Origin of the sequence: Leifsonia sp. NPDC056665, from assembly GCF_042791795.1 — a bacterium.
GTDB lineage: Bacteria > Actinomycetota > Actinomycetes > Actinomycetales > Microbacteriaceae > Leifsonia.
This window is the reverse complement of record NZ_JBHTXK010000019.1, coordinates 29,228-47,427: the sequence shown is the minus strand read 5'-3', so window position 1 is coordinate 47,427 and position 18,200 is coordinate 29,228. Positions and strand designations below refer to the sequence as shown.

Here is an 18,200-nt window from a genome sequence, read left to right as displayed (position 1 = left end):
CCGTCGACGGACTCCGCGGCGAGGGTGGCCTGAGGATTAGGACTCGCCGCGGCGGCTAAGAAGGAGCAGACCCGCGAACACGGATTCAGATTATCACCCGATCTGGGGACAGCGCCGACGGCTCGCGGCGGTCAGGAGCGGTCCGCCACCGGGCGGACCACGAGCACCGTGACGTTGTCACGGCCGCCCGCCGCGACGGCGGCCTCCACCAGCACCGCGGCCGGATCGGCGGGGTCGCCGGCGAGGAGGTCCGCGATGGTCTCGTCGCTCAGCTCCCGGGTGAGGCCGTCGGAGCAGACCAGGAAGGTCCGGGTGTCGTCCAGCGGGAGGAGTTCGCTGTCGGTGTCGACGAAGTCCTCGGCGCCCAGCGCGCGGGTGATCACGTTGCGCTCCGGATGCACGGCCGCCTGCTCGGGGGTGATCAGCCCGGCGTCGAGCAGCTCCTGCACGGCCGAGTGGTCGGACGAGAGCTGCCGCAGCTCGCGCTCGTCCCAGGCGTAGACGCGGGAGTCGCCGACGTTGACGACCATCCACTCCTCCGCGGCCCGCTCCGGCACGCGGACCCGCACGACGCCGGTCAGCGTGGTGCCGGCGACGGCTGCGCCGGTCTCCTCCGCGTCGGACAGCGCGCGCACCGCGGCGTTCGCCTCGTCGATCGCGGTGATGACCTCCTCCGGCGTCGGGGTCGCTCCGGCCGGGAGGGTGCGGGCGAGGCTCTCGATCGCCGTCCGGCTCGCGACGTCGCCGCGCGCGTGACCGCCCATCCCGTCCGCGACCACGAACACCGGGTCCTGCGCGAGGAAGCTGTCCTCGTTGATCTGCCTGACCGCTCCGGTGTCGCTTCTGGCGCTCACCTCGACGCGGGAAGTCATGTGCGTGGGTCCTCCGGGGAGTTCGCGGCCGGGGCGGCCTCTGCGGTCGTCGTCGCCGGGTCGTCATCCCCGTGGATGGCGTCCTCGACGGTGGTGCCGCTCAGGTGCAGCCTCACCAGACTAGCGACGGTCGCGACCACCATCGCACCGACGATCACCGCGAGCGAGGTCCAGGTGCTGATATCGGGCGCCCATTCGATGTGCTGGCCGCCGTTGACGAACGGCAGCGTGTTCTCGTGCATGGCGTGGAAGACCAGCTTGACGCCGATGAACGCGAGGATGAACGCGATCCCGTACTTGAGGTAGACGAGCTTCTCCAGCAGGTGCCCGAGCAGGAAGTAGAGCTGACGCAGCCCCATCAGGGCGAAGACGTTCGCGGTGAACACGATGAATGGGCTCTGCGTGATGCCGAAGATCGCCGGGATGGAGTCGAGCGCGAACAGCAGGTCGGTGGTGCCGAGCGCCAGGAAGACGATGATCAGCGGCGTGAACATCCGCCGGCCGTTCACCGTCGTGCGCAGCTTGCTGCCCTCGTACTGGTCGGAGACCTTGAGCCGGCGCCGCGCGAAGCGGATGAGCAGGCCGTCCTTCGTGCCCTCGTCGTCGTGGTTGCCGAACGCCTGGTTGAACGCCGTCCAGAGCAGGAAGGCACCGAACAGGTAGAAGATCGAGCTGAAGCTCGCGATGAGGCCGGCGCCGAGCAGGATGAACACCCCGCGGAAGACCAGCGCCAGGATGATGCCCACCATGAGCACCTCTTGCTGGTACTTCCTGGGCACCGCGAACCTGCCCATGATGATCACGAACACGAACAGGTTGTCGATGCTCAGGCTGTACTCGGTGAGCCAGCCGGCGAGGAACTGACCGGCGTGCTCGGCGTCGCCGATCAGCAGCATGAGCAGCGCGAAGACGAGCGCGAGGGCGACGTAGAAGGCCACCCAGAGCGCGGACTCCCGCGGGCTCGGGATGTGCGGCCGCTTGTAGACGATCAGGAGGTCGAAGGCGAGGATCAGCAGCAGGACGACGAAGCTGCCGACCTCGAACCAGAGCGGGAGGGCGAGTTCCACGGGAGGGGACCTTTCGAAGGGCGTACGGGACGGACCCGAAAGTCTCTCCCGCACATCCGTGCCGCTGTGCCCGGGCCCGAGCGGACCGTGATGACGTTCACAGCGCGAGGCCGATCGGCCTCTTCGGGATACTCCCCTTCGCGAGCACCCAGTCTACCGGGTCGGCGGGTATCCTCCCTGCTCTACCGCTGCCCGAGCAGCCCCGCCTGCCGCTCGTGCACGCCGGCCACCCAGTCGTAGACGGCGTCCGGGCCGAGCCGCGGGTCGTCCGCCGGGTGCTCGCCGGCGCGCAGCGCGAGCAGATAGGCGCGGTCGAGCTCGATGCGGTCGCGGAGGCCGTCCGGTCCCGTGACCGAGCCGTGGCCGGGGACGACCGTCCCGACACTGTCGGCGATGCTCTCGATGAGCGTCAGAGCGGCGAGGTAGTCCTCGATCGGGTCGTCCGCACCGTGGTCGACCAGCGGCACCAGCACGTCCGACAGGAGGTCTCCGGCAACGAGGACACCGCTCTCCTCGATCAGCAGCGCCGCGTGGCCGGCCGCGTGGGCGCGGTGCTCGACGACGCGGACACGGGGGCCGTCCCACGGGATCCACTCGGCGCAGTCCGGGAGGCCGGTGAGCTCGCCGAAGAGGGTGAGCGGCACGCGATCGGCGATGTCGGCGGGGATCATCGGGGCCAGCCGTTCCCGCCACGCCTCGTTCGCGAGGAAGGCCTCGATCGCACCGGCGGCGCGCGCGGTCGCGAAGCGGGGCGGGGTGCCGAACGCGGGGTGCCAGAGCACGTGATCCCAGTGCGGGTGCGTGGCGAACCCGGCCGCGACCGGTGTGCCGGACGCACGCAGGCCCGCCGCGATGCCGCCCAGCTCCTCGTCGAGGATGCCCGGATCGACCAGCAGCGCACCGGCGTCGCCGTCGACCACGACGGTGTTGGTCTGGCAGAACACGCTCTGGTGGACGCGCACGCCCTCGGCGACCGGACTCAGCATGGTGGCGACGGTAGCAGAGACACCGGTCGGCCGGTGAGGAGGTCACCGGCGCACGAGCTCAATCGTGCCGCTGGAGAAGCAACTCCGCCGCGGCTTTGTCCCACAGGTCGAAGGTGCCGGCCGTGCGAGTGGATCCTGGCCGTTGGCTCGCGGACGCGATGAAGCGGTGCTCCGCTCGCGTGATGTATCCGATGACCGCGCCACCGAGCCTGATCTCGTCGGTCTCCGCGCGGATCGGGCTCACGTCGAGGATGACGCTCACGATGGTGTCGTCCGCACCGATCATGCGGATCCGGCTCGCGTGCGAGCGCGCCGCCGCGGGCGCGCCGCCGGCGACGGATGGTGTCGTTCGCCCTGACCGGGCGAGCGCGTAGTGGCGGGGGCTTCCTGCCTCCGCCTTCAGTGTGGTGTGCATGACGATTCATCTGCCAGAGACTCGAGCGTCTCGTCGCGAGGGCGATGGTGGGCGCGAATGGAGGATCCCACATGACGCCGCGCGGTCGGCAGCAACGACCAGATGGGGGTGAGAAACCACGGCGTCTCGTGGACGCACTCCCTAGTTTAAGTGCGCTCTGCCGTGGCTTCAAGCGTCGACAGGTGGTTCTAGCCGTCGGCGCTCAGCCGACCGCCCAGCGCGGGTCGAGCTGGTGCTCCGCTTCGTGCGCCTCCTGCGCGGCTCGGCTGTGCTCGGCGATGAGTGCGCGCCCCATCGCCTGCGCCCGCCTCGCCGCGGCTCCGTCACCCTCCACCGCGTTGATGATCGCGCCCTTCATCAGGATGTGCCACGAATAGGCGAACTCTTCGGGCTCGGACAGGCCGGCATCCGTCGCGAGCCCCGACACCAAGCCGCGGATGTAGGTGAGGTGCTCGACGCTCGCACGCCCCAGCGGGTGGTCCTTGCCCATCTCGAGCAGGACGTTGACGAACATGCACGCCTCGTAGTCGCTGCGGTGGAACCACTCGTCGAACACATCGAAGATCGCCAGCAGCTGCTCCTCCGGCCGGTCGCTGCGCGCCTGAACGCCGGCGCGGACAAGACCGATGGTCCAGTCGCGCTCGCGCCGCTTCAGGCACGCCTCGGCCAGGGCGTCGAGCGACGCGAACTCGCCGTCGAGCTCCGACGCTGTGACACCGGCAGCCTCCAGCACCTGCTCGCGGGTGACATCGTGGACGGCGCGATGCGCGAAGAGTCCGTATGCGGCCGAGACGATGCGCTCCGAGAGGTCGTGCATGGTGAGTCCTTTCCAGGTCGTCGGTGAAGAGGAGGTTTCGTTGCGGAGCGCGAGATCGCGGCCCTCCGCGAGGTCCCGGACCACGATGGGCGTGGCGCCGGTGATGTGCAGCAGTTCGACCCCGTCGGAGTGGGAGAGCACGGTCAGCGGGCAGCCTGCGCTGGTGACGTTGATGCGCGCGGTCCGGATGAAGATCTCCCCCATCGAGCGCGTCGCCCGAAGCGTGCGCCCGTTGACCAGGACCTCGATCGGAAATGTCCGACGGCCGCGGTCCGCGCCGTGCGGGTCGGTGGCCGGAGCGACTTCGTCGGGACTCCGCCCGTCGATCACGGGACTGGACAACGTCATACTCGGACCCCCAGGTCGGTTCGCATCTCCGCCGCACACCCTCCGCGAGCGACCGAATTAAAGGGTGAATGATGCAAACGTTTGCCCGAAAGCAGATATCTGCGGAATTCGCCGCGTGTTTCCTAGCAGGACCCTGGTTGAAGGCTGAAGGGCGCCGCGATTGAACTTCTATTGTCGTTCGACTATAGTTGTTCAATGCAGTTGAGTGTGTCCGAATTCGCCGAGGCCCGCGGGGTCTCCCGGCAGCGCGCGCTCGCCCTCATCAACTCCGGGCACGTCAAGGCGAAGCGCATCGGCCACTCGTGGGCGATCGATCAGCTGGAGATCAACCAGCGGCCGGCGATCAGCCGCCCGCTGAGCCCGAAGATGGCCCGCCTCCTCATCGCGGCGCTGTCCGGCGAACAGGTGGAGCTCGACGCGCAGGAGCGCCACTTCCTCGGCCGCTATGTCAAACGCCTTCGAAGCGATCCGTCTCCCCTGGGCCTGCTTCATTCATGGTTGCGTTCTCGGCAGATCCGGATGGTGGATATGGCCGCCAACCCCGCCGATATCGCGGAGATCTCCTCCGACCGCCGTGTCGTCGCATCGGGCATCAGCGACGCCCGTGCCGGCCTGTCTGCGGCTCGCGAGTTCGAGGGATACGTCGCTGCTCCCGCGCTCGGGGGTTTCCTTCGCGACAACCTCCTCCTCGAGTCGGATGCGCCGAACGTCCGTGTCCACGTGGTCGAGCAGCTTCCCCTTGCACCCATACCGCTGGGGTTCGTGCTTGCCGACCTGATCGACTGGAACCGCCCTCGCGAAGACGGCCGCGCCCGTGAACTCCTGGGGGCCGTTCAGTGGCCGCGCTAGAACTCCCGGCCATGACTCCGAGGCAAGAGGCCTCATGGCGCGGGATCATCGGTGTGGCACGTCGCGTTCCGAGCGGATGGTGCCTCGTGGGCGGCCAGATGGTCCAATTGTGGTGCTGGGAGCGCGAGGTGGAGCCCGTACGCCCCACCGATGATGGTGACGCCGTGCTCGACATCCGGGCCCATCCGGACATCATGATGCAGTTCACACGGGCTCTGGTCGACTCGGGATTCGAGCCGGACGGCCGAGACTGGCGGGGTCACCAGCATCGCTGGGTTAACCAGGAGCACGGCCAGATCGACATCCTGCTCCCCGAAGGCATCGGCGCGCGGGCGAAGCGGGTCGGCGTCCGCGGCGGCACGACTCTGGAGACTCCCGGCGCACAGAATGTGCTCCACCGCGCCGAGGCGTTCGAAGTCTCGCTGCAGGGCCAAGCCGCGACGATCTTCCGCCCGGCCTTGCAGGGCGCACTGATCGCCAAGGCGTATGCGTATGGCCTCGTCAACGATCCGCTGCGTCAGCGGCACCTGCAGGACTTCGCCGTGCTCTCCTCGATGATCAGAATCTCCGATCGCGTCGGGGACGGACTCCAACGCAAAGAGCGCAACAAGTTGTTCATGGCCTACTCCGCCGCGATCAAGGACCCGCTGGCGGTGAGCATCGATGACGGAAACGGACTTCGGAGGCTCGCTGCGGCGACCTGGGATGCGTAGCACCGTACCGTCATCGGCACATGAAAAAAGCCCGCCTCCCCAGTGTTTCAGGGGAAGCGGGCTGTTGGTGACCCCAGCGGGATTTGAACCCGCGTTACCGCCGTGAGAGGGCGAAAGGGACGAAGAGAATTCCGGCGTATGCGCCCGTGATCCCAGTAAATTAGCGAGATCCGCGATCACCGTAAATCATTCAGATGACACCAATCCTCGTTCGGTTGTTGCCATTTTGTTGCCACTTCGCGGCTCCTCCCGCGCAGGCCTGACCGCTGAAAGCAACTGACAGGTCTGAATTGCCCACGGCTACCGGTTACAACACGTCACGGCTTGCGGGTGGAGCCCCCTTCCGAGACACGCGCCTCATTTGCGCTTTGTCGTTTCGCGCCGGATTTTGCGCGCAGATCAGACCGTAGGAGAAATCGCGTAGCTTCTTGGTCTCCGCCCCGACGCCTGATCATCGCGCGTTGAGGGGCCGTGTCAAGGGCGCTGCGCGTCGCTCCGCGATGCAGCGGAGCTGCACCCTTGACTCGGTCTCTCAGCGCGCCAGGATGCCTTAGGCGGGGCGCGGCCTTATGACGCAGCTTTCCGCGCTCCCGGCGGTCCAAAGCGCAGTGGGAGCCGCGGTCAGACGTGCTCAAGGAGTCTTCGATCTCACCCTTGAGAAGTCGGCCTCCTCCTCGTCCTTGGAAAGGAGGCGCTGGCCGGCCATGCGCACGACCCGGCCACTCACTTCATCGACCTGCGGGATGTCACCCGCCAGCCAGCGCAGCGTCGTGTAGCCGCCTCGTGTTTCACGGAAGAAGGCGCTCACATACGCCCTTCGCGCCAGTAGGAGTATCAAGCCGAAAAGGAACACGTTGGAGTAAGACGCGGCGAAGCCTGTAACGAATGGCGAAAGATGGCGCGTTAGAAAAACGAACGAGCTGTTGACCCACCCCGTTACGTAAATGCAGCCAAGGATTCCAATGAGGGCTTGATCGCGGTTGAAGTAGGTCCTCGCTCCGTATCCGACATTCGCAGCAACGACCGTGCCGAACGGAACCCTGCGCAATGCCGGTCCAGCGAGGTCCGCTCCTGCACGCGGATTCTCGGCACGTTTGTGTTGCTGAATGGCCAAGCGGAGATCATCCAAATCCTTCTCGGATGCAATTGCCTTCCAACCTGACGAACCGACGGTGAAGAACAGCTGCAGCTCGTCACCGGGTGCGTTGAGTCGAATGCGCAGCACGCGTGAACGCTTGAGTCCGTTGCGACGCACCCGTTCCGTGCTTACAGCATCGAAATGGCTCCACGGGATGTCTGCGACCACGCGCGGGTCTCTGACGCCCGCATAGATGCGCATTCCGCGCTGCGAAACCGCCGCCGTCAGCGCGGCACGCATGCCGTGGAATTTCGCCACCGACAATGTGCTGTCGAGCGCGCCGAGCCTCCACAGGCTCACACACGTCGGAGCATCCAAGACCATCGAGTGGAGACGCGCTTCCGGCTCGATCCTGCGGACCGCCTTCCATCGAGAATCCGCCCTCCATCTAGACGACAGGTCGCTCGCGACGATGACCGACACGAACACGACGTTGCCGATCGTCACTCCAAGCACGAAAAACTGAGACGTGGCCTCGCTCTCGAAGCTGAGATCAATTACTGCAGTCCCGGCGATCACGGCCACGATCGATATGGGAATCAGGACGAGTAGACGCTGCCACCAACGCACACGGCTTTGATGTGTCGGCACGGTCAGGCCCCCTCAATGATTGTCGTCGTCGCACAGACTTGCGTGACAGCCCAGACCCCTCGAGCCATCGGGCGGTTATCCGCCCTCCGGGCGCGACCGCCGGAGGCACTCGCGGGGGCTTCGTTATCCATGTGCCGAACCTAGCGGTTCCGAGCAGAGTCCGATGGGAGCGAAGCACAACGGCGCAAACGAGCAGGATGCGGGCTCACCGGAGAAGAGCGACCCGAATGGAGAAAGCAAGACCGGAAGAGCAGCAACGACATGAAGAGCAAGGTATAGACACGAACCAACGAAGAAGGGCAAAACCGAGAAGACGAAGACCTAATACACGAAGACCGAAGTGCAATGCACGTAGGCACTTTAAGTGAACCCCTTCGGCATCCCGGTGAACGGCAGGGGTCGCGTGTAAACCAGGTTGCATGGCAACCGCAGGAATTCAGGTAAGGCAACCGCCAACTTGCGTTGCAGTCGAGAGCCGTGAAGTTCTCGTCCGAGTCTTGCGCGCATCGGCGTTGCCAGCCCGCGACCCAACAAGTGACGAGCCGAAAGATGCACGATGAGGGACCTGCTTGCGGGCATGAGGGACGTGTCTCAAGTGGTCAGCACTCGCCAGCCAAGAAGCTCGCCGCTGCTGGGCGGAAGCTCCACGACAGTGTGGTGCGAGCGAGAGATCAAACGCGCCACGATCTCATCGCGACGACCATTCATCCATTCGGGAGTGACGGCGTCCCAATCTTGAGGTGCAGGTACGTAGAGTTCCCCGGGCTCGACACCCCAGGCGGCGTCAAATACGTACCCGCAGTCGCCCTCCCAGTACTCGACCACTTCCTTCCAGACCGCCTTAATCCTGAAATTGCCGTCGTCGTAGATACTCACGACGAAAGACTAGAGGCGGTATAACGTGCTGTGGCGGATCGACCACTCAGACAGTTGCAGGTACTCCGCGTATGCGGTCAGGATGAATCGTGACGAACTTCCCTGACAGCTGGAGAGCCTGGCGCGTCCGTAGGCGCAACCGACCTGGCGATTCTCAGCCAACATCCTCGGATCAGGCTCATACCCAAGTTTTGGAAACGTCTGCTTCGACGGCTCAGGAGGCGTATGCCGAGCTCATGAAGCAGCGAATAGCGCCACTGCTCCGCGCGAACGGCTTGATTGGTTCAGGCGGGCGGTTCTCTTTGAAGTCAGAGACGCATTGGGCCTTGCTCGGCTTCCAGAAGTCCGCGTATAGCGATCGTTCCGAGGTCCGATTCACGGTCAACCTGCTCGTAGTCCGCCGAGACGAGTGGGATGAGCTGAAAGCTCACGCGCCGCATTACGGACCGAATCCAACACCCACCATTACCTACCCTGCGCCCGTGCGACACACGCGGATCGGCCAGCTCGCCGAAGATCCAGCGGACAAGTGGTGGCGAATATTTCCGGATCAGGACCTCGACCTTCTCATGTCGGATCTGCGAGGCGACCTCCTCGGATCGGCGTTGCCCTGGATGCGACAACAGATCGCGACGGCTACCCAGTAGCTCGCGGGCGGCCAACTGTGGCACGCGATGTGCGATTGCCGATCCACTAATTGTTTTTGATCACGCGGCATGACCACACCCACCCGGCGACGTTCCTCCTGCCACTGAGGACTTACAACCGAGGATGCCGACGGGCAATCGGGACACCCGGTGGCAGGCTGGCCTCGATCCGCGCACTTGCCAAACCTAACGACACGGAATGATTGGCGCGCGGCGGCTCAGGACATGAAATCGACCCACGTGCTTCAATCTCGCGAGGAGGCAATGGAGTGGCCAACGAATACGTGCCGAAGTACCTACGGCTTGATGCAACCGAGTCCTCAGAGGAGGCGGCGCTGGGACGAACGCTTCTCGAGGCAAACTTTGACCGGCTCACTCGGCTGATCCAGAGCGGACGCTATCAGGGCTTCTCCCTCGCCCCGGGGTCACGCCTTTGGGGCGATGATCGGCACACTCCTTACAATCCGATTAGCTACCAGGTCGCTTGGTACGCCATGGTGGCCGTTGACCATCTGCGATTCGTCCGCGACTCGCTCCAATCCCGCGGTGAATTCGCTGTCATGGCAGAGTACACAGTTGTTCGAAGCGCCATCGAGGCCGCGGGCTATGGGTATTGGCTGCTCGATGGTGGGACTCAGACCAAAAGAGTGCGAAACTCCCTCCGGCTGTCGTGGGATTCGATTGACGATGTCGAGAGCCTGCTGGGCAGCAGTGGTGGATCGAAAGACGGAGGGCGAGATATTCGCACTCGCCTCAAGCAAATCCAGGCAGAGGGTCCAGCGCATCAGGGCTCAATCGAGGATCTGCCGACGATCACTCGGATTCTCGGCCTAACGGACACTCGAATCGGTTTTCAGCGAATGACAGGTCTCGAAGCGTGGCGCATCTGTAGCGGAATCGCCCACTCAAACACCCCGGTTGCAATCGCGCTTTTAGAGCACGAGCAAGTTGAGACCAGCGATGCAATCGGCGCTATATCGCGCCTAAGCAACCGGATCGGATTGTTGGCTACGGTCTACGAGATTGCCATGACCTATCTCGAACGACTTCTCGACCTGTGGGAAACCGCTGCAACCCAACCCGTCAACCGCAGCAGCACCCGACGTCGGGTCGAGTTGGGCCGAGGATGAGGGCGCTTCCGAGGGTGACGATGTCGGTAGCCGGCAAGAACCTCGTCGCGTGATCGCCGTTCAAGCTGAAGGACCACCGTCGCCGCGGTCGTGTAGCCAGCTCTGACTTGCGAGCGTCTTCCGGCCGGGAGAAAAGGTTCTACTCATTCGGAACGACGTGATCTGCCGACCTGGTGTCGGTGGATCGGTGCAATGTGCGTAGGGGGTGTGCCATGGGGAGCGTTGAGGCGTACGAAACAACCAAAGGCCGGCGGTACCGGGTGCTCTACCGGCGACCCGACCACCTGCAGACCTCGAAACGTGGCTTCCGAACCAAGTTCGACGCCCAGATCTTCTTGGCATCGGTCGAGGTGGATAAGGCCACCGGACGTTACGTCGATCCCGCCAAGAGCAGGACAACCGTTGCGAACTGGATGAGTCGATGGCTCGCGAGCAGGTCCGACCTCCGCGCCACGACGCGAACCCGGGTCGAGGGGATCATCGCGAACTACATCGAGCCGGAACTCGGACGCATTCCGATCGGGAATCTGACTCGGCTTCGCGTACAGGAGTGGGCTGCGGAATTGCCCGGCTCCCCCGAGACCATCCGCAAAGTCGTAAACGTGCTCAGCGGGGCTCTGCAGCTCGCTGTGGACGACGGACGCCTTCCCGCCAACCCGGCGGTCAAGCTCAAACTCCCGAAGCGCGTACGGGCCATCAAGCGCTATCTCACTCACGATCAGGTCGCTGCGCTCGCTCAGGCCGTTGGAGACCGCTCCAAGGGCTCCGAGCACGGCTACGACACCCTCGTGCTCACACTGGCGTATTGCGGGCTGCGCTGGGGCGAACTAGCAGGACTCCGGGTGCGAGACATCGACTTCGCGCGGAAACGGCTCACGGTCCAGCAGACGGTCGTGGCCGACAAGGGCTACCAGCGCATCGAGCCGCCCAAGGACTACGAGCACCGCTCAATCCCCATCCCTGCATTTCTGGTCGACGCGCTCAAGTCGCAGACCAGGGGCCGTAGCGGAGACGATCCGGTGTTCTACGGCAGTCGAACGAAGATCTGGTTACGGAATCACACGTTCCGAAACGGCTGGTTCGATCCCGCAGCGGCCGCGATCGGCCTCGAGACGCTGACGCCTCACGAGCTGCGGCATACGGCGGCGAGCCTTGCCGTGTCGGCCGGCGCCAACGTCAAAGCTGTTCAGCGAATGCTCGGCCACGCGTCGGCCAGCATCACCCTCGATGTCTACGCCGACCTCTTCGAAGATGACCTGGATGCTGTTGCCGTCGCTCTAGACGACGCAGCTATGAAATCGAATGTTGCCAAAGTGTTGCCACGAACCCGGTTCGCGCCACCGACTGCCGACTAAGAAAAAAGCCCGCTTCCCTTGAAAAGCAAGGGAAGCGGGCGATGGTGACCCCAGCGGGATTTGAACCCGCGTTACCGCCGTGAGAGGGCGACGTCCTAGGCCGCTAGACGATGGGGCCGTCTTTGCAACTCATCGATAATGCCACAGAACGGGGCCTTCCGCCAAAACGGGGCCGTCGTCCCGGGAGTGTCGCAGCCGTCAGACCAGGACGCGGAGCGCGCCGGGGACGACGGTGACCTCCACGGGGAGCGGGCCGATCCGCTCGCCGTCGGCGTACGCGACGACGCCCTCTGCCTCGATCCGCACCGTGCTGAGGCTGCGGAAGGTCACCTCGGGCAGGCCGGTGTGCTCGCCGCGGAACACCTTCGGGAAGAGCCGGAGGAAGCGCGGGCGAGACATCTTCGTCACCACGAACAGGTCGAAGCGGCCGTCGGAGAGGTCGGCGTGCGGGACGATGCGCATGCCGCCGCCGAGCGAGCGGTTGTTCGCGACCGAGACGAGCATCGCCTCCGTCTCGATCTGCTCGCCGTCGGCGACGATGCGGTACGGGCGGGCGTGCATGACGGCCAGCTCCCGGAGCAGCGCGAAGATGTAGCGACTGCGGCCGCGCGGGCGCGTCATCAGGTTGGCGCGCTCGTTCACGGTCGCGTCGAAGCCCGCCGAGAGCACGCAGCCGAACCAGGTGCTGAGCTCGCCGTGCTGCTCGCCGTGCCGGATGAGGCCGGCGTCGATCGTGCGCGGCGGGCGTCCCAGCGCCTCCAGGAGCTGGTCGGTCGCCGCGTCGGCGTCGTCGGTGGGGATGCCGAGGCCGTCGGCGAGGTCGTTGCCCGTTCCGGTCGGGACGATCCCGAGCGGGACCTCCGTCTGCGCGACGATGTTGATGCCGAGGTTCGCCATGCCGTCTCCCCCGACGACGACCAGCGCGTCGGCGCCGGACTCGACGGCGCGGATCGTCTCCCTGCGGAGCAGCTCGATGTTGGCCTCGTCCACCGGGATCACCGTGTGGCCGGCGGCCCGCAGCCGCTCGACGACGCGCGGCCCGACGTCGCGGCGCCGCCCGAAGGACGCCATCGGGTTGACCGCGACGACCACGGTCCGAGGGGAGACAGACATAGACCACGACTATGGCATAGCCGCCGTCCGCGAGGGCGCGACACGACCGGACCTGGCGCGCGCCGCCCGGTGGAGGTTTGATGAACCCATGAGACTGACGAAGTTCGAACACGCCGCCCTGCTCCTGGAGGAGTCCGGGAAGAAGCTCTTCATCGACCCGGGCAGCTTCACCTCGCCGCTGACGGACACCGCGAACACCGTGGGCGTCGTCATCACGCACGAGCACGCCGACCACTGGACACCCGAGCAGCTCAAGCGGGTGCTGGAGCTGAGCCCGGAGGCGCCGATCTTCGCCCCGGAGGGCGTGGCCAGGGCGGCCGCGGACTTCGACGTCACGGTGGTGCACGCGGGCGACACGGTGGAGGCCGGCCCGTTCACCCTCCGCTTCTTCGGCGGCCGGCACGCCGTCATCCACGAGAGCATCCCGGTGGTCGACAACCTCGGCGTGCTGGTCAACGACGAGCTCTACTACGCGGGCGACTCGTTCGTCATCCCGGACGGCGTCGAGCTCGATGTGCTGGCGGTGCCGGCGGGCGCACCGTGGATGAAGGTGGCGGAGACGATGGACTACGTGCTCGCGACGAAGCCGAAGCGCAGCTTCCCCACGCACGAGATGGTGCTGTCGCGCGCGGGCAAGGACCTCTCGAACGGCCGTATCGCGTGGGCGACCGAGCAGAACGGCGGCGAGTTCTTCGCCCTCGAGCCGGGCGACTCGCTCGACCTGTGAGCGCGGCCCCCGACTCCCGCCCTGCCGTCGTCTGGTTCCGCGACGACCTCCGCCTCGCCGACAACCCGGCGCTCGACGCCGCCGCGCACTCCGGGCGACCCGTCGTCTGCGTGTTCGTCTGGGACGACCAGTCCCCCGGCCTGCGCCCACCCGGGGGCGCGGCCCGGTGGTGGCTGCACCACAGCCTCGCCTCCCTCGACGCCGACCTGCACGAGCGCGGCTCCGGGCTCGTCGTCCTCCGCGGCCCGGCAGAGCCGACGATCGCCGCGCTCCTGACCGACGTGGACGCCGCCGCCGTGTTCTGGAACCGCCGGTACGGCGGCCCGGAGCGGCGGATCGACACCGCTGTGAAGACCGCGGCGCGGGAGGCCGGGGTCGAGGCGGAGAGCTTCGGCGCGAGCCTGCTCTTCGAGCCGTGGACGATCCGCACCGGCTCCGGAACGCCGTTCTCGGTCTTCACCCCGTTCTGGCGGGCGTGCCTGTCGGCCCCGCCTCCGCGCAAGCCGCTCCGCGCTCCCGCCCGGTTGGCGCACGGCCCGACCGTCGACGGCCTCGCGATCGGCGACCTCGACCTCCTGCCCACCCATCCGGACTGGGCGGCCGGCCTCCGCGACACCTGGGAGCCGGGCGAGCGGGCAGCCCATGCCGCCCTGGACGACTTCGCCGCCGAGGCCCTCGCCCAGTACCGCGAGGACAGGGACGTGCCGGGCATCGACGGCACCTCCCGGCTGTCCCCGCGCCTGCGCTGGGGCGAGCTGAGCCCGCACCAGGTCTGGCACACGATCACCGCCGCGCGTGAGACACGCTCGCGCGACGGCGCCCTGGCCGACGCCGCCGCCACCTTCCTCTCCGAGCTCGGCTGGCGCGAGTTCGCCTCTCACACGCTCTTCGAGCACCCCGACCTGGCCACCGTCAACATCCATCGCGAGTACGACTCCTTCCCCTGGCCGCGCCTGCACCCGTCCGTGCTGCGCGCGTGGCAACAGGGTCGCACCGGCGTCCCCCTCGTGGACGCGGGGATGCGAGAACTGTGGACAACCGGAGTCATGCACAACCGGGTGCGGATGGTCGTCGCGTCGTACCTCACCAAGAACCTGCTGATCGACTGGCGGCACGGCGAGCAGTGGTTCTGGGACACGCTGGTGGACGCCGACCCCGCCAGCAACCCGTTCAACTGGCAGTGGGTCGCCGGCTCAGGGGCGGACGCCGCGCCCTACTTCCGCGTGTTCAACCCCGAGCTGCAGCGGACGAAGTTCGACCGGCACGGCGACTACGTGCGGCGCTGGGTGCCGGAGTGGGACACCGCCGAGTATCCCGAGCCGATCGTCGACCTCCCCGAGTCGCGGCGCGCGGCGCTCGCGGCCTACGAGACCGTCAAGAGCGCTCAGCGCGCGTGATCGGCGAGGATCTGATCCACGTCGATCTGCTGCAGCAGCGCAGGCCAGTCCAGGCCCCGCGCGACGTCGGCCAGCTCCTCGTCGGCCAGCACCTTCCCGCTGCGCTCCACGACGATCCCTGTCGGCAGCTTGCGGTTCAGCTCGGCCAGGATGGCGTCGTCCACCGCCTCGGTGTCGAAGTCGGCGCCGACCTGCGCGTAGTAGTCGGAGGACAGCGTGTAGGAGACGATCCCGGTCTCGATCTGGCTCATGTGCGGCATGGTAGCCCGGCGGGCACGACGTCCGTCAAGCCCCGCGCCCTGCCGCCCAGGCCGCGATCTCGGATCGGCGCGACGCGCCGAGCTTGGCGAGGATGTGCTCCACGTGCGTCGAGACGGTCTTCGGGGCGATGTGGAGGGCGGCCGCGATCTCCCGGTTCGTCGCGCCTCCGGCGATCTGCGCGGCGACCTCCTCCTCCCGCGCGCTGAGCGTCGACGGCTCGACGCCCTCGGCCAGCCGGGCGGCCAGCTCGTCGGCGCGGCGTTCGAGGACCGTCCCGCGCGCCCGCGTCCGCGCCTCGGCGACGAGGGCGGCGGCCTCCGCCGGGCTGCGGGTGCGGCGCGCGCACTCGGCACGGTCCAGGATCGCCTGCGTGCCCTCCCACCAGCGGCCCAGCGCGTCCCACCCGGCGGAGGCCGACTCGAGCAGCTCCCTGGCGTCGGAGGGACGCCGCTCGCGCAGCGCGAGGACTCCGGCGGCGTGCTGGAGCGCGAACTCCGTCCCGGGGATCCGCCGCCGCTCGACCAGGGCGCCCACCCGCTCCAGCCACGACCGTGCCGCGGCGACGTCCCCGGCCGCCAGATGCGCCCGCACGCCGGTGACCGCGAACGGGAACGCGTAGGCGGAGTCCTCGACGCGGTGCGACTCGACCGCGCCGCGCTCACAGTAGCCGACCGCGCCGGCCGGGTCGTCGGCGAGCAGCGCCGTCTCGGCCAGCCCCCACAGCGCAGGCGATAGCCGTTGCAGCTCCTGCATCCGCTCGCCGATCCCCTCCGCCCGGCGCAGCAGCTCGTCGGCGCGGGCGAGGTCGCCGGACGACAGGGCGCAGTAGCCGAGGACGTGCAGGGCGGTCACCTCCGTGGTGATGCCGCCCCGGCCGTCCGCGAGGGCGTGACCGGCGAGCTCGGCAGCGGCGCGGAGGTCGCCGCCGGCCCAGCGGACGTGCGCCAGGTGCGCGGTGAGGTAGTGCGCGTCGTTCCAGCGCTCGATGCGCTCGGCGTAGGCGATCCCGTCGGCCAGCCACTCGGACCCGCGGCCGTACTGCAGGAGCACCGACGCGCTCGAGCCGAGCATGCGATAGGCCCGGGCTGCCGCCTCCTCCCGGCCGTGCGCCGCGCCCTGCTCCGCCGCGCCGCGCAACAGGTCCCACGCGGGCTCGCCCTCCCCCGCGAACACCAGGACCGAGCCGAGGGTGGCGTCGAGGCCGATCCTGTCGCTCTCCGCGGTCAGGAGGGCCCGCGCCTCCAGCGCGACCCTGCGCGCGTCGTCCAGCCGACGCTCGAGCATGGCGGCGGCGGCCTGCGCGGCGAGGAGGCGGCCGCGCGCCTGGACGGCCTCCGCGTCGTCGTCGCCGTCGATCCAGCCGAGCGCGGCACGGAGGTCGGCCACCCGCGACGGATAGTCGGCTCCGAGCAGGTGCCGGGCGGCGACGAGCGCGGGCACGACGGCGGCGGCCTCCCGTGCGAGCCCGGCGGCGCGGTACAGGTCGATGGCCCGCGCGAGCTCGGCCTCGGCCTCCCGGTTGGCGTCGACGGCGGCGAGCTCGGCGCCCAGCCGGCGCAGGAGGTCGGCACGGTCGCGGCCGTCCACGGCGAGCGGCATCGTCCGCTGTGCGCGGCGGTAGAGGTCGACGGCCTCGCGATGCGCGGAGAGCGTGGACGCCCGCTCGGCCGCCCGCCGGGCGAGTCCGTACGCCTCCCGGGCCCGCCCGGCCCGCTCGGCGTGCAGGGAGAGCAGCGCGTCGGACAGGCCGGCGCCGGCGTCGACGACGCGGCCGTGCAGGATACGCCGGCGCGCGGACGGAACGGCGGAGTACACCGCGTCCCGGATGAGCGCGTGCCGGAAGCCGTAGGCGCCTGTGGCCGCGCGGACCAGGAGGTGCTGCGCCACGAGGTCGTCGAGGGCCGCCTCCCGCGCGGCGCGGTCCCAGTCGTCGCCGACGACCACCGTCAGCAGCCTGACGTCGGACTCGCGACCGATCACCGCGGCCGCCTCCAGCACCGCCGAGGACGCCGGGGCGAGGGTGCGCGTGCGGGACAGCACCGCCGCGGCCACCGTCTCCGGGGCGCCGTCGGAGCCCTCGGCGAGCAGCTCCTCGACGTGCAGCGGGATGCCGTCGCTCACCGCGTGCAGCCGTTCGGCCTCCTCCGTTGACGGCTCGGAGCCGCGGATGGCGGCGAGCATGCGCGCGACCCCGTCGCTGCCGAGGCGCGAGGGCCGCACCTCCTCCGCCAGCCGGTGCCCGGCCAGGTCGAGCCGCCACGCGGTCGCCTCGGCCGCGACCTCCGGGTCCTCGGTGCGGAAGGTCGCCACGAGGAGGCTCGGCCGCTCGCGCACGGCGACCGCGACCCGGCGGAGAACGTCGAGGGTGAGCTGGTCGGCCCAGTGCACGTCCTCCAGCGCGAGGATCGTCGGCAGCGTGAGCGCCGTGGCGAGCGTGGCGGCCAGCTCGGCGACCAGGAGGCGGCGGCGGGTCGAGCGCGTGGCGGGATCGGCGCCGTCGGCCGGGTCCCCGCGCAGCACCAGTCCCCTGATCCGCTCGGCCGCGGGCCCGTCCCCGGCCTCCGCGAGCGACGCGGCGGCGCCGAGCAGCAGCATCCCCGGGGTCTCGCGGTCGTCCGCGTAGGCGTCGGCGTGCACCCGCCGCACGGCGCTGAGTGCGACGACCTCCTCCATCAGCCGCGACTTGCCGATCCCGGCCTCGCCCGCGATGAGCAGCAGGCCGCCCCTGCCGTCCAGCGCGGCGGCCAGGCGGCGGCGGGCCAGCGCGAGCAGGTCCTCCCTGCCCACGAACACCGGGCACACGCGTTCGGCGCCCCGGAACGACGCCGGCGCCGCATCCATGCGCGAAGCATAGCGCCGCGCGAACGCGTGCCGCACCGGGATCGGTCGGATGACCGA

The 18,200-nt window shown here is 68.2% G+C and carries 17 protein-coding genes and 1 tRNA gene; 7 read left to right on the top strand and 11 right to left on the bottom strand.

The window, feature by feature from the left end:
• Nucleotides 1-131: 131 nt before the first annotated feature.
• From ACFQ9V_RS16220 to ACFQ9V_RS16200, 5 genes are all read right to left on the bottom strand, one after another.
• Nucleotides 132-872 carry a PP2C family protein-serine/threonine phosphatase gene (locus tag ACFQ9V_RS16220; protein ID WP_382460152.1) on the bottom strand — a complete coding sequence of 247 codons (741 nt, stop codon included), beginning with the start codon at nt 870-872 and terminating at the stop codon, nt 132-134.
• Nucleotides 869-1,939, bottom strand: a complete 1,071-nt coding sequence (locus tag ACFQ9V_RS16215) for a TerC family protein (RefSeq protein ID WP_382460151.1) — start codon at nt 1,937-1,939, stop codon at nt 869-871. Before ACFQ9V_RS16215 ends, ACFQ9V_RS16220 begins: the two co-directional genes overlap by 4 nt.
• Before the next feature lie 182 nt (nt 1,940-2,121).
• Entirely contained in the window at nt 2,122-2,925 is an 804-nt protein-coding gene (locus ACFQ9V_RS16210) for an MBL fold metallo-hydrolase (protein WP_382460150.1), read from the bottom strand.
• A gap of 58 nt (nt 2,926-2,983) precedes the next feature.
• Complete coding sequence (locus ACFQ9V_RS16205; RefSeq protein WP_382460149.1) at nt 2,984-3,340, bottom strand: hypothetical protein; 357 nt, start codon at nt 3,338-3,340, stop codon at nt 2,984-2,986.
• A 202-nt stretch (nt 3,341-3,542) separates the two neighbouring features.
• On the bottom strand, nt 3,543-4,505 hold the full coding sequence (locus ACFQ9V_RS16200) for a TetR/AcrR family transcriptional regulator (RefSeq protein WP_382460148.1): 963 nt from the start codon (nt 4,503-4,505) through the stop codon (nt 3,543-3,545).
• A gap of 195 nt (nt 4,506-4,700) precedes the next feature.
• Here ACFQ9V_RS16200 and ACFQ9V_RS16195 point away from each other — a divergent pair, with 195 nt between their 5' ends.
• Both ACFQ9V_RS16195 and ACFQ9V_RS16190 read left to right on the top strand, forming a co-directional pair.
• The gene (locus ACFQ9V_RS16195) at nt 4,701-5,354 is read left to right on the top strand and encodes a hypothetical protein (protein ID WP_382460147.1); all 654 of its coding nucleotides are present in this window, start codon (nt 4,701-4,703) and stop codon (nt 5,352-5,354) included.
• An 86-nt stretch (nt 5,355-5,440) separates the two neighbouring features.
• Nucleotides 5,441-6,067, top strand: a complete 627-nt coding sequence (locus ACFQ9V_RS16190) for a hypothetical protein (RefSeq protein WP_382460146.1) — start codon at nt 5,441-5,443, stop codon at nt 6,065-6,067.
• Between the two features lie 631 nt (nt 6,068-6,698).
• Here the strand turns inward: ACFQ9V_RS16190 and ACFQ9V_RS16185 are convergent.
• The gene (locus ACFQ9V_RS16185) at nt 6,699-7,730 is read right to left on the bottom strand and encodes a hypothetical protein (protein WP_382460145.1); all 1,032 of its coding nucleotides are present in this window, start codon (nt 7,728-7,730) and stop codon (nt 6,699-6,701) included.
• Nucleotides 7,731-8,387: 657 nt separating this feature from the next.
• Nucleotides 8,388-8,672 carry a hypothetical protein gene (locus ACFQ9V_RS16180; RefSeq protein WP_382460144.1) on the bottom strand — a complete coding sequence of 95 codons (285 nt, stop codon included), beginning with the start codon at nt 8,670-8,672 and terminating at the stop codon, nt 8,388-8,390.
• Nucleotides 8,673-8,761: 89 nt separating this feature from the next.
• On the opposite strand from ACFQ9V_RS16180, the gene ACFQ9V_RS16175 reads away from it, so the two are divergent.
• The 3 genes from ACFQ9V_RS16175 to ACFQ9V_RS16165 all read left to right on the top strand — a co-directional run bounded on the left by ACFQ9V_RS16175 (nt 8,762) and on the right by ACFQ9V_RS16165 (nt 11,804).
• Nucleotides 8,762-9,319, top strand: a complete 558-nt coding sequence (locus ACFQ9V_RS16175) for a DUF4304 domain-containing protein (protein WP_382460143.1) — start codon at nt 8,762-8,764, stop codon at nt 9,317-9,319.
• A gap of 269 nt (nt 9,320-9,588) precedes the next feature.
• Entirely contained in the window at nt 9,589-10,449 is an 861-nt protein-coding gene (locus ACFQ9V_RS16170; RefSeq protein ID WP_382460142.1) for a hypothetical protein, read from the top strand.
• Between the two features lie 212 nt (nt 10,450-10,661).
• The gene (locus ACFQ9V_RS16165) at nt 10,662-11,804 is read left to right on the top strand and encodes a tyrosine-type recombinase/integrase (protein WP_382460141.1); all 1,143 of its coding nucleotides are present in this window, start codon (nt 10,662-10,664) and stop codon (nt 11,802-11,804) included.
• Between the two features lie 42 nt (nt 11,805-11,846).
• Here ACFQ9V_RS16165 and ACFQ9V_RS16160 read toward each other — a convergent pair.
• Together ACFQ9V_RS16160 and ACFQ9V_RS16155 are read right to left on the bottom strand one after the other, a co-directional pair.
• Nucleotides 11,847-11,922, bottom strand: a tRNA-Glu gene (locus ACFQ9V_RS16160).
• An 80-nt stretch (nt 11,923-12,002) separates the two neighbouring features.
• Nucleotides 12,003-12,917: a diacylglycerol kinase family protein gene (locus tag ACFQ9V_RS16155; protein ID WP_382460140.1), complete on the bottom strand. Its 915-nt coding sequence runs from the start codon at nt 12,915-12,917 to the stop codon at nt 12,003-12,005.
• 88 nt (nt 12,918-13,005) lie between these two features.
• On the opposite strand from ACFQ9V_RS16155, the gene ACFQ9V_RS16150 reads away from it, so the two are divergent.
• Complete coding sequence (locus tag ACFQ9V_RS16150; protein ID WP_382460139.1) at nt 13,006-13,644, top strand: MBL fold metallo-hydrolase; 639 nt, start codon at nt 13,006-13,008, stop codon at nt 13,642-13,644.
• Nucleotides 13,641-15,041: a cryptochrome/photolyase family protein gene (locus tag ACFQ9V_RS16145; protein ID WP_382460138.1), complete on the top strand. Its 1,401-nt coding sequence runs from the start codon at nt 13,641-13,643 to the stop codon at nt 15,039-15,041. The genes ACFQ9V_RS16150 and ACFQ9V_RS16145 overlap by 4 nt, the downstream gene beginning before the upstream one ends.
• On the opposite strand, the gene ACFQ9V_RS16140 is transcribed toward ACFQ9V_RS16145, so the two are convergent.
• Both ACFQ9V_RS16140 and ACFQ9V_RS16135 read right to left on the bottom strand, forming a co-directional pair.
• Nucleotides 15,029-15,292: a hypothetical protein gene (locus ACFQ9V_RS16140; protein WP_382460137.1), complete on the bottom strand. Its 264-nt coding sequence runs from the start codon at nt 15,290-15,292 to the stop codon at nt 15,029-15,031. The two genes, ACFQ9V_RS16145 and ACFQ9V_RS16140, sit on opposite strands and share 13 nt — an antisense overlap.
• 34 nt (nt 15,293-15,326) lie before the next feature.
• Nucleotides 15,327-18,143, bottom strand: coding sequence for a LuxR C-terminal-related transcriptional regulator (locus tag ACFQ9V_RS16135; RefSeq protein ID WP_382460136.1), 2,817 nt, complete (start codon nt 18,141-18,143; stop codon nt 15,327-15,329).
• Nucleotides 18,144-18,200: the final 57 nt, after the last annotated feature.